This window comes from Nonomuraea sp. NPDC049419, assembly GCF_040676995.1.
GTDB lineage: Bacteria > Actinomycetota > Actinomycetes > Streptosporangiales > Streptosporangiaceae > Nonomuraea > Nonomuraea salmonea.
On the sequence record NZ_JBFAQB010000031.1, the window covers coordinates 30677 to 45827 of the forward strand.

At 70.6% G+C, this 15151-nt stretch carries 15 protein-coding genes; 9 read left to right on the forward strand and 6 right to left on the reverse strand.

What is annotated here, in order from left to right; genetic code table 11:
• Positions 1 to 5: 5 nt before the first annotated feature.
• Positions 6 to 2078, reverse strand: coding sequence for a PhoX family phosphatase (locus AB0K12_RS45500; protein WP_364575071.1), 2073 nt, complete (start codon positions 2076 to 2078; stop codon positions 6 to 8).
• A 129-nt stretch (positions 2079 to 2207) separates the two neighbouring features.
• Here AB0K12_RS45500 and AB0K12_RS45505 point away from each other — a divergent pair, with 129 nt between their 5' ends.
• Entirely contained in the window at positions 2208 to 2645 is a 438-nt protein-coding gene (locus tag AB0K12_RS45505) for a sterol carrier family protein (RefSeq protein WP_364575073.1), read from the forward strand.
• 3 nt (positions 2646 to 2648) lie between these two features.
• Here AB0K12_RS45505 and AB0K12_RS45510 read toward each other — a convergent pair whose 3' ends face one another.
• A complete protein-coding gene (locus tag AB0K12_RS45510; protein ID WP_364575075.1) occupies positions 2649 to 3830 on the reverse strand; it encodes a hypothetical protein in 1182 nt (393 codons plus the stop codon).
• Between the two features lie 270 nt (positions 3831 to 4100).
• Between AB0K12_RS45510 and purF the strand changes: the two genes are divergently transcribed.
• Together purF and purM are read left to right on the forward strand one after the other, a co-directional pair.
• Positions 4101 to 5537 carry an amidophosphoribosyltransferase gene (gene purF, locus AB0K12_RS45515; protein ID WP_364384210.1) on the forward strand — a complete coding sequence of 479 codons (1437 nt, stop codon included), beginning with the start codon at positions 4101 to 4103 and terminating at the stop codon, positions 5535 to 5537.
• On the forward strand, positions 5534 to 6559 hold the full coding sequence (purM, locus tag AB0K12_RS45520; protein ID WP_364575077.1) for a phosphoribosylformylglycinamidine cyclo-ligase: 1026 nt from the start codon (positions 5534 to 5536) through the stop codon (positions 6557 to 6559). The genes purF and purM overlap by 4 nt, the downstream gene beginning before the upstream one ends.
• Positions 6560 to 6736: 177 nt before the next feature.
• Here the strand turns inward: purM and AB0K12_RS45525 are convergent, their stop codons facing one another.
• Positions 6737 to 6967, reverse strand: coding sequence for a DUF3073 domain-containing protein (locus tag AB0K12_RS45525; protein ID WP_080047438.1), 231 nt, complete (start codon positions 6965 to 6967; stop codon positions 6737 to 6739).
• Positions 6968 to 7118: 151 nt separating this feature from the next.
• Positions 7119 to 8198 carry a Glu/Leu/Phe/Val dehydrogenase dimerization domain-containing protein gene (locus AB0K12_RS45530; protein WP_364575080.1) on the reverse strand — a complete coding sequence of 360 codons (1080 nt, stop codon included), beginning with the start codon at positions 8196 to 8198 and terminating at the stop codon, positions 7119 to 7121.
• A 108-nt stretch (positions 8199 to 8306) separates the two neighbouring features.
• Here AB0K12_RS45530 and AB0K12_RS45535 point away from each other — a divergent pair, with 108 nt between their 5' ends.
• On the forward strand, positions 8307 to 9170 hold the full coding sequence (locus AB0K12_RS45535; protein WP_364575082.1) for a hypothetical protein: 864 nt from the start codon (positions 8307 to 8309) through the stop codon (positions 9168 to 9170).
• Between the two features lie 321 nt (positions 9171 to 9491).
• Positions 9492 to 9695: a developmental transcriptional regulator BldC gene (gene bldC, locus AB0K12_RS45540; RefSeq protein WP_013133571.1), complete on the forward strand. Its 204-nt coding sequence runs from the start codon at positions 9492 to 9494 to the stop codon at positions 9693 to 9695.
• Between the two features lie 153 nt (positions 9696 to 9848).
• Here bldC and AB0K12_RS45545 read toward each other — a convergent pair whose 3' ends face one another.
• The gene (locus AB0K12_RS45545; RefSeq protein WP_345391410.1) at positions 9849 to 10445 is read right to left on the reverse strand and encodes a TetR/AcrR family transcriptional regulator; all 597 of its coding nucleotides are present in this window, start codon (positions 10443 to 10445) and stop codon (positions 9849 to 9851) included.
• 287 nt (positions 10446 to 10732) lie between these two features.
• Between AB0K12_RS45545 and AB0K12_RS45550 the strand changes: the two genes are divergently transcribed.
• The 4 genes from AB0K12_RS45550 (at position 10733) to AB0K12_RS45565 (ending at position 14586) form a co-directional block, all read left to right on the forward strand.
• Positions 10733 to 11704, forward strand: a complete 972-nt coding sequence (locus AB0K12_RS45550; protein ID WP_355412852.1) for a LacI family DNA-binding transcriptional regulator — start codon at positions 10733 to 10735, stop codon at positions 11702 to 11704.
• Between the two features lie 120 nt (positions 11705 to 11824).
• Positions 11825 to 12073, forward strand: a complete 249-nt coding sequence (locus AB0K12_RS45555; RefSeq protein WP_355412099.1) for a hypothetical protein — start codon at positions 11825 to 11827, stop codon at positions 12071 to 12073.
• 78 nt (positions 12074 to 12151) lie between these two features.
• The gene (locus AB0K12_RS45560) at positions 12152 to 12997 is read left to right on the forward strand and encodes an N-acetylmuramoyl-L-alanine amidase (protein WP_364575085.1); all 846 of its coding nucleotides are present in this window, start codon (positions 12152 to 12154) and stop codon (positions 12995 to 12997) included.
• On the forward strand, positions 12994 to 14586 hold the full coding sequence (locus tag AB0K12_RS45565) for a beta-N-acetylhexosaminidase (RefSeq protein WP_364575087.1): 1593 nt from the start codon (positions 12994 to 12996) through the stop codon (positions 14584 to 14586). Before AB0K12_RS45560 ends, AB0K12_RS45565 begins: the two co-directional genes overlap by 4 nt.
• A gap of 7 nt (positions 14587 to 14593) precedes the next feature.
• On the opposite strand, the gene AB0K12_RS45570 is transcribed toward AB0K12_RS45565, so the two are convergent.
• A complete protein-coding gene (locus AB0K12_RS45570) occupies positions 14594 to 15148 on the reverse strand; it encodes a GNAT family N-acetyltransferase (protein WP_364575089.1) in 555 nt (184 codons plus the stop codon).
• Positions 15149 to 15151: the final 3 nt, after the last annotated feature.

The following is a 15151-nucleotide window of genomic DNA, read 5'->3' on the forward strand; positions in this document are numbered from 1 at the left end:
TGAGGTCAAGCGCCGATCTTCTTGCCCTTGCCGTGCCAGACCACCGCCACCGCAGGGCGCGGCTGGTCGCCGTCGGGCCAGCGGCTGCCCGGGTTGTCCGGCGTGGCGCCGTCGATCTCGCCCGGGTGCTGCACCGCCACGAACACGCTGCGCTGGTCGCTCGTCACCAGCGGGCCGCAGGTCTCCGCGCCCACCGGGACCGTCAGGAACTGGCGCAGGTGACCCCGCTCCTCACCCTTGACCGGCATCACGAACAGGCCGTCGTTGGAGCCCAGCTCGTTGCCGTCCGTGGAGATCCACAGATTGCCGTCCTTGTCGAACGTCACGTTGTCCGGGCAGGAGATCGGCGAGACCTTGCTCTTGTCGTACCCGGCGAAGTAGGTCGTGGGGTCCTTCGGGTCACCGCAGACCAGCACCAGCGACCAGGCGAAGCGCCGCGCGCCCGCGTCGTCGCGGCGCTCGGTGATCTCCAGCACGTGGCCGTGCTTGTTCGACGGACGCGGGTTCGCCTCGTCCACCTGGGCCGGGGTGCGGTTGGTGTTGTTGGTCAGCGCCACGAACACGCCGCCGGTGACCGGGTTGCGCTCGATGTCCTCAGGCCGGTCCATCTTCGTGGCGCCGACCTTGTCGGCCGCGACCCGCGTGTAGACCAGCACCTCGGCCGCCGACATGCCCTTCACGTACGACCGGTCGCCCGACACCAGCGGGATCCACTCGCCCGAGCCGTCGAACTCCTTGTCCTTCGGCAGCTTGCCGGACCCGTCGATCTCCTTGTCCGGGCTGTCGCCGGTGAGCTTGGCGACGTACAGGGTGCCCTCGTCCAGCAGCGAACGGTTGTGCCGGTCGTTGCCCGGCTTGTAGCGATCCTTGGAGACGAACTTGTAGATGTACTCGAACCGCGAGTCGTCCCCCATGTAGACGACCAGGTGGCCGTCGCGGGACAGCGTGGTCGTCGCCGCCTCGTGCTTGAACCGGCCGAGCGCCGTACGCTTGACCGGCGTGGAGTCGGGGTCGAACGGGTCGATCTCCACGATCCACCCGAAGCGGTTGGCCTCGTGCGGGTGCTCGGCCAGGTCGAAGCGCTCCTCCACCCGGTCGAAGCGGCGGCTCTCCTCGGGCACGCCCGTCGTGATCGTGTACCGCTCGATGTACGGCTTCTGCGCCGCCGGCACCTTGTCGCCGTTGACGAAGTACTGGTCGATGTTCTCCTCGGCGGTCAGCACCGTCTTCCACGGCGTGGTGCCGCCCGAGCAGTTGTTCAGCATGCCGATGGGCGTGCGGCCCTCCGGGTCGGCGGCCGTGCGCAGCAGCTCGTGCCCGGCCGCGGGGCCGCTGAAGCGCATCTTGGTCTGCGCCGTGATGCGCCGGTTGTAGCGGCGGCGCCCCTCGGTGACCAGCTTCCACTGGCCGCTGCCGCCGGCCCGCTCGATCTCCACGACCGAGCCGCCGTGCGCGGCCAGCCCGATTTTGATCTGCTCCTCGGTCGCCTCCGCGCCGCCGGTGTAGCCGCGGAACATGAGGCTCTCGTCGGTGTACTCGTGGTTGACCCACATCAGCGCCCGGTCGTCGCCCATGGGGAACAGCGTCACGTAGTCGCAGTTGTAGCCGAACTGCTTGCTCTGCGCCTCAGGCGTCTGACCGTCGAAGTCGAACGCGGGCGCGTCGGGCAGCACCGGGTCGCCCCAGCGCACCACCACCGAGGACTTGTAGCCGTCGGGGACGCGCAGCGCGTCCTCCTTGTTCGGCGGCACCGGGGTGAAGCGCAGGTCGGAACGGCCGCCGCCCGGCCTGCCAGGACGGGCCGCCGCCGGCTCCGCCTGCCCGTCCGCGAGCGCCGGCGCCGCCCCCGCGAGGCCCGCACCCGCGACCAGCGCGCCGAGCGCGCCCGCCCGCAGCACGCCGCGGCGCGACAGAACCTCCTTCACCACGTCGCCGAAGTAGGCGTTGTCCGTGGTGTTGGCCACGTCGTGAGCGCACGCGTTGCCGCAGCGGAACTGACAGGTCAGCGCGGAACGGCCACCTTTGTGCGGGGTGGACAGCAGCGGTAGCAGCCGGCCTCCCGCGTTGGGGTTCGCCACAGGTCCTCCAGAAAAAAGCGCAGTTGTACGGCGGGGAGGCTACGGGCGCCGTCGAAACCGCAGGTGAACGACGACCTCCATCCCGATGAACGCTGACAGGGAGACAACTGGCAGGGAGACAATGGTCAGGTGCCTCCACGCAAGCTGGACCAGGAAAAGCTGAGAGCCGCCCTAGACGGCCAGCTCGTCGCCCTCGACGAGCCCCCCTACGACGGCCCCGCCTCCGCGCTCCCCGACGCGCTCGTCGCCGCCGTGCTCGCCGCCTACGACCGCGGGCTGCGGCCGGAACGCGACGCCGCCAGGCAGGCCGTGCGCCATCTGCTCGACAAGCTCGCCACCGCCGCGCCGGGCCGCACCGTCGAGGTGCGCGTGCCGCCGTACGCCGCCGTCCAGGCCGTCGCGGGGCCCCGCCACACGCGCGGCACCCCGCCCAACGTCGTCGAGATGGACGGGCGCACCTGGATCGAGCTCGCGCTCGGGCGCCTCACCTGGGACGAAGCGGTCGCCAAGGGCGCCGTCTCCGCCAGCGGCTCCCGCGCCGACCTCTCGGACCACCTGCCGCTGTAGCCCCTACCTGGTGCCGCTCATCCACGGGAACTTCGACTCGAAGCACCGGTCCGCCATCGGGCTCGGCAGCTGGGCGCACTCCTGCACGACGTTCCAGAACCAGATCGCCACGATCGCGAACAGGACCAGCGACAGCACGCTGATCACGATGCCGGCGATCGCGCGGCCCTTGCCCACCCGCTTGGCCAGGGCCACGCAGCCGAAGATGATCGACAGGATGGCGGTGATCAGGCCCGTGAAGCAGACGAACACCAGGAATGGGCTGGCCACGCCCAGCACGAGCGAGGCCGTCGCCAGGCCGCTGCCGGGCCGGGGCTGCTGGTACGGGCCGTACTGACCGTACTGGCCGCCTGAGGGGCCGTAGGGGGTGCCTGGGGGCGGGGGCGGCGGGTAGCCGGGCGGGCCGCCGTACGGGCTGGAGGGCATCGTCCCCGGGATCGTCTGGTCCTCGTCCTGCCGGTACGCCTGGTCGTGCCGCTCCTGCTGCTCGCCGGGGTGCGGCTGGTCGCCGCGCTCCTCCCCCGCCGCGTGCGGCGGCGTGCCGGCCGGTCCTGCGCCGGGCGGCGGCGTGCCCGCCTGGCCGCCCTCCCAGCGCGAGCTCTCGCCCGGCGGCGCGAAGTGCGGCTGGTCGCCCTGCTCGTAGCGTGAGGGCTGCCTGCCCGGCGGCTCACCCTCCTCCCGCTCCCGCTCCCGGCCCCACCCTGGATAGGTGGGCGTCGCCCCGGGGATCGGGAACACCTGTGTCTCCTCCACGTCCCGCTGCACAGGCTGCACAGGCTGCGAGGTCTCGGACGGCCCCGCGCCGGTCGGCTGCGGCGTCTCGGGGGCGGTCGGCAGGTCGGGATGGGTGGGCTGCCCGGACGGCCTGGGCTCGTGGGTCGGCGGCACATCGGGGGGCGGCACCACGGGCGGCGCCGGCGCGATCGGCTCGTCCCCCGGCTCCCTGGGCTCAACACCGGGCCGCGGCTCCGCACCCGGCCGCCCGGGCTCCTCGCCGGGCCGCGGCTTTTCACCGGGCCGTCCGGGTTCCACACCGGGCCGCGGCTGCTCACCCGGGCGCTCAGGCTCCTCGTCGGACCGGTCGTCCGGCAAGGTGCCCTCGCTCCACCACTCTGATTCCTGCTGGTGCTCTGGACGCCGGTCCTGCCCCGGGCGGGGCTCGTTGGGGTCCCCAGGTGTGGTCACGTCTGCGTCTCCCGACGGGTCTGCATGCCGGATAGTTCACCCTTTCGCGGAGAGCGCCCGCTAAACCGCACGACACGGTAAGAGGATCCTCATCTCTGGGTCACCGTGTGACAAAACGTCAGGGAACGAGTAAGGAACGGCCGGGTGGCGGGCGCGTGACCGTACCGGAGCACGACGGGAGCGCGATACGAATGCGGCCAGGTCAACGCACACCCGCAGATTCACCCCCAGGTGTGCGAGCACGGAAGCGCCCAACCTAGACTGAGGCATGTGCTGAAGGGCGACGGCCGGCTCGGCCATGACCTGGACCCCCACGACCGCGCACCTAAAGACGCCTGTGGCGTCTTCGGCGTCTGGGCTCCGGGCGAGGAAGTTTCCAAACTCACCTACTACGGGCTGTACGCGTTGCAGCACCGCGGACAGGAGTCCGCGGGCATCGCGGTCAGCGAGGGCAGCCGCATTCTCGTCTACAAGGACATGGGCCTGGTGGCCCAGGTCTTCGACGAGTCGGTGCTCAGCACCCTGCGCGGCCACCTGGCCATCGGACACTGCCGCTACTCCACGACCGGTTCCAGCGTGTGGGAGAACGCGCAGCCCACGCTGAGCTCCACCGAGGAGGGCGGCCTCGCGCTGGCCCACAACGGCAACCTGATCAACACCCCTGAGCTGGCGCAGCGCCTCGCTCCCGGCTCCACACGCGCCACCACCGACACCGAGGTCCTGACGACCCTGCTCGCGCAGGACCGCAGCAGGTCCGTCGAGGACGCGGCGGCCGAGCTGCTCCCGCAGGTCAAGGGCGCCTACTCGCTGGTCTTCATGGACGAGCGCACGCTTTACGCGGCCCGCGACCCGCAGGGCATCCGCCCGATGGTGCTCGGCCGTCTCGAACGCGGCTGGGTGGTGGCCTCGGAGACGGCGGCCCTCGACATCGTGGGCGCGACGTTCGTCCGCGAGATCGAGCCGGGCGAGCTGCTGACGATCGACGAGCGCGGCGTCAGGTCCCGCCGCTTCGCGCTCGCCGAGCCGAAGGGCTGCCTGTTCGAGTACGTCTACCTCGCCCGCCCCGACACCACGATCGCCGGTCGCGGCGTGCAGGTGACCCGGGTCGAGGTGGGCCGCGTGCTGGCCAGGGAGCACCCGGTGGAGGCCGACCTGGTCATCCCGACCCCCGAGTCGGGCACGCCCGCGGCGGTCGGCTACGCCGAGGAGAGCGGCATCCCCTACGGCCAGGGCCTGGTGAAGAACTCCTACGTGGGCCGCACGTTCATCCAGCCCTCCCAGACCATCCGCCAGCTCGGCATCAGGCTCAAGCTCAACCCGCTGCGCGAGGTCGTGGAGGGCAAGCGGCTGGTCGTCGTGGACGACTCGATCGTGCGCGGCAACACGCAGCGGGCCATCGTCAGGATGCTGCGCGAGGCGGGGGCGCGCGAGGTGCACGTCCGCATCTCGTCGCCGCCGGTGGCCTGGCCGTGCTTCTACGGCATCGACTTCGCCACCAGGGCGGAGCTGATCGCGGGCTCGCTGACGGTGGAGGAGATCAGGGCCTCGCTGGGCGCCGACTCGCTCGGCTACATCTCCCTAGAGGGGCTGACCAAGGCCACCACCATCCCGTCCGACCGGCTCTGCCGGGCCTGCTTCACGGGCGAGTACCCGATCCCGATCGACCAGGACAACGTGGGCAAGTTCGTGTTGGAGAGCAAGGCGTGAGTACGTACGAGGCGGCGGGCGTCGACATCGAGGCGGGCGAGCGGGCCGTCGCGCTGATGAAGGACAAGGTGGCGCGCTCGCGGCGGCCCGAGGTGGTCGACGACGCGAGCGGCTTCGCCGGTCTCTTCGACGCCTCGGCGCTGCTGCGCTACAAGCGGCCGCTGCTGGCGTCGTCCACCGACGGCGTCGGCACCAAGGTGATGCTCGCCCAGCGCTACGGCAAGCACGACACGATCGGCATCGACCTGGTCGGCATGGTCCTCGACGACCTGGTGGTGTGCGGGGCCGAGCCGCTGTTCATGACCGACTACGTGGCCTGCGGCAAGGTGGTGCCCGAGCGCATCGCCGAGATCGTCGGCGGCGTGGCGGAGGGCTGCCGGCTCGCCGGGGCGGCGCTGGTGGGCGGCGAGACGGCCGAGCACCCCGGCGCGATGGGCCCCGACGAGTACGACCTCGCGGGCGCCGGCACCGGCGTCGTCGAGGCCGACGCGCTGCTCGGCCCCGACCGGGTCGAGGCGGGCGACGTGGTGCTGGGGCTGGCGTCGTCGGGGGTGCACTCCAACGGCTACTCCCTCGTACGCCACGTGCTGCGCGAGGCGGACCTGTCGCTCGACGCGGTCCTGCCCGAGCTGGGCCGGCCGCTGGGCGAGGAGCTGCTTGAGCCCACCCGCATCTACGCGCTCGACTGCCTGGAGCTGGCCAGGCGGGTGGAGGTGCACGCGTACGCGCACATCACCGGCGGCGGCATCGAGGGCAACCTGGCCCGCTCGCTGCCGGGGCACCTCGACGCGGTGCTCGACCGCTCGTCGTGGACGCCTCCGGCGATCTTCGGCGTGCTGGCGGGCCACGGCCGCATCGCCCAGCAGGACATGGACAAGACGTTCAACCTCGGCGTCGGCATGGCCGCGATCGTCCCGGCCGGCGCGGCCGACGCGGCGATCAGGCTGCTGGCCGGGCGCGGTCTCGACGCGTGGGTGCTGGGCGAGGTCGTGCCGGGCGGCGGGCAGGCCCGCTACCGCTGACCACGCACAGATGGCCCGGCCGTGGAACGGCCGGGCCATTGTGCTGAAGAACGTGACGAAAGCCCCACGGTCACCCGTGGGGCCCGACGAGCGTGAGCGAGAATCCGGCGTGCCCACGCCGGGCCCTCGATCACATCAACCGGTCAATCCAACCGGTCGCAGCAACCAGGAGAACGGCTATCGGCGGCCGGACGTACGGCCATCGTCGTCGTCTCCGGCGCCATAGTCATCGGCGTAATCGGCATAGCGATCAGCCAGCTCATCGTTGAGGTCGTCGGCGTCGTCATTGCGGCTGGAGTCTCCGACCCCGAGTTCGTCGCGAAGACGGTCAAGATCCGTGCCACCGCTGTTGTACTTCAGCTGGCGAGCAACCTTGACCTGCTTGGCCTTTGCTCGGCCGCGCCCCATTGGCTCGACCCCCTCGTGTGGGGTCGTCCCCGACCCCTCGTCGCTAACGCACCACTCACTGACGCCGCCTGACTTTGGGCGTCAGCCTATCGTTCGCCTATTACCGTACCTGTTTTGTGCCCAGCTCGGTACGTCGTATGGGCGCGGGGCGTCAGTGGCCCAGCCAAATGGCCCGAATACGCCCGACTTCCGACATTCTGCGCTCGGCCAGCCTATCCGCTGCCACGGCGGGAGGAACGCCCTCCTCGGCCGCGATCGCGAAGATCTTCAGAGTCGTGTCGTAGATCTGGGCCGCCTTCGACCTGGCGCGTTCCATGTCGAAGCCGCCGATCTCGTCGGCGACCTGGATCACGCCGCCGGAGTTGACGACGTAGTCGGGCGCGTAGAGGATGCCGCGTTCGGCGAGTTGCTTCTCGACGCCGGGATGGGCGAGCTGGTTGTTGGCCGCGCCACAGACGATCGTGGCGCGCAGCACCGCCACCGAGTCGTCGTCGAGCGCGCCGCCCAGCGCGCAGGGCGCGAACACGTCGATGTCGGAGGTCATGAGCGCCCGCGCGTCGGCCACCACGTCGACCTCGGGATGACGCAGCCGCACCCGCTCGATCGCCTGGGGCGAGACGTCGCAGATCACGACCTCGGCGCCGTCCTCGCGCAGCAGCTCGACCAGGCGGTGGCCCACCTTGCCGACCCCCTCGACGCCGACCCGCCTGCCGCGCAGCGACGGCGTGCCGTAGACCCGCTCGGCGGAGGCGCGCATGCCCTGGAACACGCCGAAGGCGGTGAGGATCGAGGAGTCGCCGGCACCGCCGTGGGCCACCGTGCGGCCGGTGACGAAGCGGCACTCGCGGGCGACGATGTCCATGTCCTCGCTGTAGGTGCCCACGTCGCAGGCGGTGATGTAGCGCCCGCCGAGCGACTGGACGAACCTGCCGTAGGCGCGCAGCAGCGCCTCGCTCTTGTCGCGGGCCGGGTCGCCGATGATGACGGCCTTGCCTCCGCCCAGGTCGAGGCCGGCCAGCGCGTTCTTGTAGGCCATGCCCTTGGCGAGGTTGAGCACGTCGGCCAGGGCCTCCTGCTCGCTGCCGTACGGGTAGAAGCGCGTGCCCCCGAGGGCAGGGCCCAGGGCCGTGTTGTGGATGGCGATGATGGCACGCAGGCCGCTCTGCTCGTCGGCGCAGAAGACGACCTGCTCGTGGACGTCCTTGTGGGACGCTCCGAAGACGTCGGTCACGGTAGTGACTCCCTGTCCGGTCCACCGCTCCTTCGCGGCGGAGATCACCTCACAGAGTAGTAAGAGACCGACGGTGCACGCAGGTTCGCTTCGTGACACGATGCCTCCGTGCTGCCCTATGCCGCCTACCTCCGTGTCTATGAGCCACTGACCGCGTTCGCCGAGTCCGAGCGCAAGGTGTGGGCCGACTACGCCGACTCACGTGACCGCCCGCGCCGCGCGAACGCGCTCAATGCGGAGCATGGCGAGTCGGTCATGCGTCTGCTCGGCACGCCCCCTCAACCCGTTCCCGCCCAGGAGAGCCCCAACGCCTATCTGCGGCGCGTTGAGGACCGTCTCTATGTCTGTCCTTGGCAGACACGTTTGCGCTCGTGGCTGGCGTTCTCACGGCTTCGTGGCACCACACCCCAGAAGATCATGGACCACCTCGTGCCCAAGGCGATCGCCGACCAGACGGCCGACGACTTCGACCGGTACAAGAGGAAGGCCGGTTCGGCCGCGTTGCGCACCCACATCCGCACCACGGCGTGGCATGTGCCGCCGTCGTGGTTCGTGCCGTTTGATGGGAACGAGCGCTGGCTGGTGCTCGGCTCCGCCAACCCGGGACAGGACGTGACGACCACTACGGGCCGTAACCTCATCTACGTCACCTCCATGGCACAGGCCAGGAGGCGGGCGGCCCGCGCACTCAACGTGCTGCGCCGGCATCTGGGCGACGCGGCGGCCAATCTTGAGGTCGAGGACATCGCCAGGTGGCTGGAGGAGTTCCACCCGCACTCCCTCGTCGAGCTCGACTACGGCGGTCTCGTCCACCTGATGGACGACGACGCGCTGCAGGCCGACCAGTCGGTTGCGGAGCTTTCTGCCGCTTTGACGGGACTGGACACGGGTCAAGAAGAACTTGCCTACGCCATGTACCAGAGGGTCATCCTGCGGTGGAAGTCAATGCAACTGCTGGAATCTGCCAACTGAGCCCCAATACGGCCGTCTGACCTGCATGAGTAGGTCACGTCTCGCGGCTGCTCTCTTCTGCGAACTGAGTAGTTTGCCGTTTTCACTGCGATACCACGAACCGTGTCGCTAGAATCACCGAGCGTGACATGGCCACGGGGGCGGGCAGCTGGGTCAAAGAAGGGCTCGCCAATCGCTCTGAGTGGCGGTATGGTCACATCGGGTGATGCCGCATATGGCTCAGAAAAGCCGCACGCTCTGCGCCATAGGGGGACATCCGTGACACGCGCAAAGGCAGTCACAGGATCGCAAGCCGGTCCACACGGAGGAGAGGCCGCACAAATGTCAGCTCGTACACCCGAGGCCGAGCCACTGCTCACGCCCGCTGAGGTCGCGACCATGTTCAGGGTCGACCCCAAGACCGTTACGCGGTGGGCCAAGGCGGGCAAGTTGACGTCGATTCGTACCCTGGGCGGTCATCGGCGTTACCGGGAGACCGAGGTTCGGGCGCTGCTCGCGGGCATTCCGCAGCAGCGCTCCGAGTAGCGGGAAGGTCGTCACGGACCTCAGGGGGGTTTGATGGGGGTGGACCGGGTCGCCATTTGGGCCGGGTCCACCACTGTGACGACGAGACGTCGGATGGAAGTTGGCGCCGCCCGCCCGGCGCCACTCTTCCGTGACGTGTCACGCCCTCCGCCGCTACGCCGGCCGGTCGAGTAAACCGGCGACGCCGCCGTCATGCGACGCGGCGACTCCGAGCAGCGCGACCATCTGGTCGACCAGCAGCTTCTCCAGGGTGGGCCGGTCGATGTCGCGATGCTCCAGCCAGTCGAGCCCGGCGGTCTCGACGGAGGCGATCCACGACCGCAGGGTCGTGCGCAGCACCGGGCTCGGTTCTTCGACGCCCATCTGCTTCTGGATGAGGAGGAAGAGCCGGCGGCGCACGCCGTCGACGATCTCCCCCACCTCGCCCGTCCTGTTGGCGGGGCCGCCGCGCAGCAGCGCCGCGAAGCCCGCCGCGTGCTCCTCGACGAAGTCGAAATAGCGCCTGAGCCCGGAGGCCAGCTCGTCGAGCGGACTGCCGCCCTCCTGCGGCCGCAGCCGCGACTCCAACTGCTCCGCCGCGCTTCTCAGCGCCGCCACGTAGAGCTCCTGCTTGCCACCGAAGTAGTGGTAGACCAGGGCCCGCGAAGCCCCCGCCGCCGATGCGACGTCGTCGATCGACACATCTTCCGCGTCGCGGGTGGAGAACAACTCCAGCGCCGCCGCCATGAGCTCTTCCCGGCGGCGGTCCACACTGAGCCTGCGCCGAGCCGGCCGTGCCGTCTCGGCTGACTTCCCGGGTGTCACCCCAGCACAGTATCCGACCGGCCCCCGCCGGGATCCCGCACGTCCCGCGCCCGTTACGCGACAGGTTGCGGCAATCCGTGACGCAGGCCGTACCCTGCGGTCAACTCGATCGTTTGGTGAGACAGGTGCCCATATCCGCATCGCGGGGGAGACACATGTCAGGACCGCCCGTCAACACATCCACCATCCCTGAGCTAAGAGAGGTAGACGCGCTGCCTCGGCCCAGACCGACCATCCGTAACGTCGCCGAACGAGCCGGCGTGTCCAAATCGCTGGTCTCACTCGTGCTGCGCGGATCCCCGCACGTGAGCGAGCACCGGCGCCAGGCCGTGCTGCAGGCGGCCCGCGAACTCGGCTACCGGCCCAACGCGGTCGCGCGGAGCCTGGTCGAAGGACGTACCCATCTGGTGGGCGCACTGGTCGCCGACCTGCACAACCCGTTCTACGCGGAGTTCCTCGACGGCCTGCAGGAGAGCCTGCACGGCGACGGGCTGCGCATGCTGATCGGGAACAGCCAATGGGACCCCGCGTTCGAGGACGAGGCCGTGGAGGCCTTCCTCGAGCTGAGGGTCGACGGGCTGGTCCTGCTCGGCATCGCCCCGACCAGCGAGACGCTGATCGAGGCGACCGCCTACACCCCCACGGTCGTCGTGGGGGAACGTGACATCGAGCTCGACGGCGTCGACATCGTGGTCGACGACGACCAGCTCGGCGCGCGGCTGGCCATCGACCACCTGGTCGAGCTGGGCCACAAGCGCATCGCCCACATCGAAGGCCGGCGGGCGTCGCGCTGCGAGGGCTACCTCGTGGCGATGCGCAGGCACTCGCTGGCGCCGTACATCATGGTCGAGGCCGCTGACTCGACGGAAGAGGGCGGCAGGGAGGCGGCGCTCGCGCTGCTCACCCGCGACCCCAGGCCCACGGCGATCTTCGCCGCCAATGACGTGACCGCGCTCGGTGTGCTGTCGGCCGCGAGCGAGCTGGGCCTGCGCGTCCCCGAGGACCTCTCGGTGGTCGGCTACGACAACACCCACCTGTCGGCCTCCCGGCACATCTCGCTCACCTCCGTCGACCAGCCTCGCCGCACCATGGGCAGGTCGGCGGCCGCGCTGCTGAGCGACAGGATCGGCGATCCCGGCAAGGTCGCACGCCTGCGGGAGGTACGCCCTGAACTGATCGTCCGGCGGAGCACGGGACCCGCCTAAGAGAGCATCAAACCTGGGTCAAGCCGTGTGGCGGCGGCGCCACACGGCGGTTTACTCGGCAGGGTCATGCTAGGTGTGGCCGGATCCGATCCGGCCACGATCTGATCCGGGGGAACAGCTATGCGTGATCCGGAACTGGTGTCCTGCGCCCAGCGCGCCGCCGCCGAGCTAGAGCGCGCCTGGGGGCACTGGCGGGCGGGCAGGGGACGGGGCACCGACGGCGCCGCGGAGTCGGTCGCCAGCTACGTCGCCCACTCGCTCGACCACCCGTGGGGCCGTCCCCGCGTCGTCCTCGGCCTCGACGCCGAGGACGCGCGGGAGCTCGCCGCCCTGCTCGAACGTCAGGAGGCCGGCGAGCGCGTCTGGTGAGGACGTACGGCGTGCCGTGGCACGCCGCGCTTGGCATAAGTCGAGTTCGCATGCGTGGATTGCCGTAAGTTGGACGGCATGCGTGCTCTACCAGCCACAGTCCTCGCCGTCTGCGGCCTGATCGCCTCCGCGTGTGGCGGCACCGGCACCGGTGGCGCCGCGGCAGGTCAGGCCGCCCCAGCGACCACGGCAGGTCAGGCACCCGCCGCCACTCAGGCCAAGGACGCACCGCCCGAGGCAAAGGACGCACCGCCCGAGGCAAAGCCGCTCGACGGCAAGGTGGTCGTCATCGACCCCGGCCACAACGGCGGCAACTACCGGGCGCCCAAGGAGATCAACCGCAAGGTCAACGTGCTGACGCAGATGAAGGCCTGCGACACGACCGGCACCTCCACCAATGACGGCTACAGCGAGGCCGCCTTCACCTGGGACGTCTCCAAGCGCCTGCAGAAGATCCTGAAGAAGCGCGGCGCGACGGTGAAGCTCACCCGCTCGAGCAACGACGGCGTCGGGCCGTGCATCACCGAGCGGGCCGCGATCGGCAACAAGGCCGAGGCGGACGCCGCGATCTCGGTGCACGCCGACGGCTCGGCCCCGGCCAACAGGGGCTTCCACGTGATCATGCCCAAGAAGATCAACGGTCCCGTCGACAAGGTCGTGGACGACTCCAGCAGTCTGGGCGTGGCCGTACGCGACGCCTTCCGCAGGGGCACCGGGCTGCCCTACTCCACCTACATCGGGCGCAAGGCCCTCGATTACCGCAGCGACCTGGGCGGGCTCAACCTGTCGACGGTGCCGAAGATCTTCGTGGAGGCCGGCAACATGCGCAACGCCACCGAGGCGGCCAAGTTCCGTGACCCGAAGTTCCGGCAGAAGATCGCTGTGGCGCTGGCGAACGGATTGCAGCACTATCTGCAAGCATGATTCCTCGCCCAGAGCTGCTTCGTGACCTTTCCTCCTCCTTCGAGCTGACGGCCTCTCCCACGGTCTCCGGTGACCTGGTCGCCTCCGTACGCACGGCGCTGGCCGGGCTCGACCCGCTGCCCGGCGACTCCGGTGAGATCGACGTGCGCCGTGACCCCGGGCTGGGCGAGGAGGCGTACCGGCTGACGGTCGGGTCGCGGGGTGTGGAGATCGTGGCGGGCGGGCCGGCGGGCGCGTTCTACGCGGCGCAGTCGCTGCGCCAGCTCCTGCCGCCGGCCGCCTACCGGTTCTCCTCCGGCGCCTCGTGGCCGGTGCGCGGGGTGCGGATCGAGGACGCGCCGCGCTTCGCCTGGCGCGGCCTGCACCTCGACGTGGCCAGGCACTTCTTCCCCAAGCGTGAGGTGCTGCGGCTGATCGACCTGATGGCGGTGCACAAGCTCAACCGGCTGCACCTGCACCTCGTGGACGACCAGGGCTGGCGGGTGGAGAGCCGGGCCTATCCGCTGCTGCACGAGGTCTCCTCGCACCGGCCGCGGACGGCGGTCAACCACTACCGCGAGCCCGACGCGTACGACGAGGTGCCGCACGGCGGCTACTACACGCTCGACGACCTGGCCGAGCTGGCCGCGTACGCGCGCTCGCGGCACGTGACGATCGTGCCGGAGATCGACGTGCCGGGGCACGCGTCGGCGATCCTGGCGGCCTATCCGGAGTTCGGGGCCACGGGTGAGCCCCATGACGTGCTGGACCGGTGGGGCATCTCCCCCGCGATCCTGTCGCCGCTGCCGGCGACCGTGGAGTTCCTGACCGCGATCTTCGACGAGCTGATCGGCGCGCTGGGCGAGACCCCCTACGTGCACATCGGCGGCGACGAGGTGGTGCTCGACCGGTGGGCGGCCTCCGACGAGATCACCGCGTACCGGGAGTCGCTCGGCCTCGGCGGCGTGGTGGAGCTGCAGGCGTGGTTCCTGCGGCGGCTGGCCGACGTGCTGGCTGAGCGGGGCGCGCGGGCCGTGGTGTGGGACGAGGCGTTCGTGAGCGGCGGGCTGCGGCAAGACACGATCGTCATGCCGTGGCGCGGCATGAACGTGGGCCGCAGGGCCGCCGCGGCCGGGCACGACGTGGTGGCCACGCCGGTGTTCCCGCTCTACTTCGACTACGCCGAGGCCGGCTCGCCGGACGAGCCGATGGCGATCGGCGACGCGATCACCGTGGCGGACGTCGCCGCGTTCGACCCCGCGCCGGCCGGGTGGAGCGACGAGGAGCGGGCGCGGGTCATCGGCGTGCAGGCGCAGCTGTGGACCGAGCGGGTGCCCGACCCGCGGACCGTCGACTACCGGATGTGGCCCAGGGCCTGCGCGCTGGCCGAGGTGGCGTGGGCCGGCGCGGCGGGCGACGACTTCGACGGGCGCCTGGGCGAGCACCTGGGGCGGCTGGACGCGCTCGGCGTGGAGTACCGTCCGGCGGCGGGGCCGCACCCGTGGCAGCGCCGCCGCCCGCACCGCCCCTCCACCGTGCGGGTGACCGAGGTGATGGAGCGCATCGACGCCTTGACCCACGACGCCGAGTCCACCAGGCCCAGCCTCTAGCTGAAGGTCAGAAGGCCGGGCGGTCGTTGAGTATGCGCTGCCAGAGCAGGTGGTGCTGCCAGCGGCCGTCGATCTCCAGATAGTCCGGCGCGGTGCCGTACGGCTCGAAGCCGCACTTGCGCAGCACGCTCTGCGAGGCGGCGTTGTCGAGCAGGGTGCCGGCCGCGACGCGGTGCAGGCCGATCTCCTGGTCGGCCTGCCTGCACACCTCGCGCACGGCCGCGGTCGCGAGGCCGCGGCCGTTGTACTCGGCGTCGATCCAGTAGCCGACGTCGGCGCTGAGCCAGGGGCCGCGGACGATGTTGCTGAGCGTCATGCGGCCGACCACCCGCTCGCCGTCACAGAGCAGCCACGGCACCACCTGGCCCCTGCCGTGCGCCTGGAGCTGGCCCTTGAGTCCCTCGGCCTGCCCGGCGAAGGTGAAGAACCCCTCGGAGCGGCGCGGCTCCCACCGCTTGAGGTGGTCGCGGTTGCGGAGGTAGGCGGTGGCGAGCGCCTCGGCGTCCTGCTCGGTCGCCAGGCGCATGACCACGCCGCCGGTGAGCGTCACGGGTCTGATCATTCG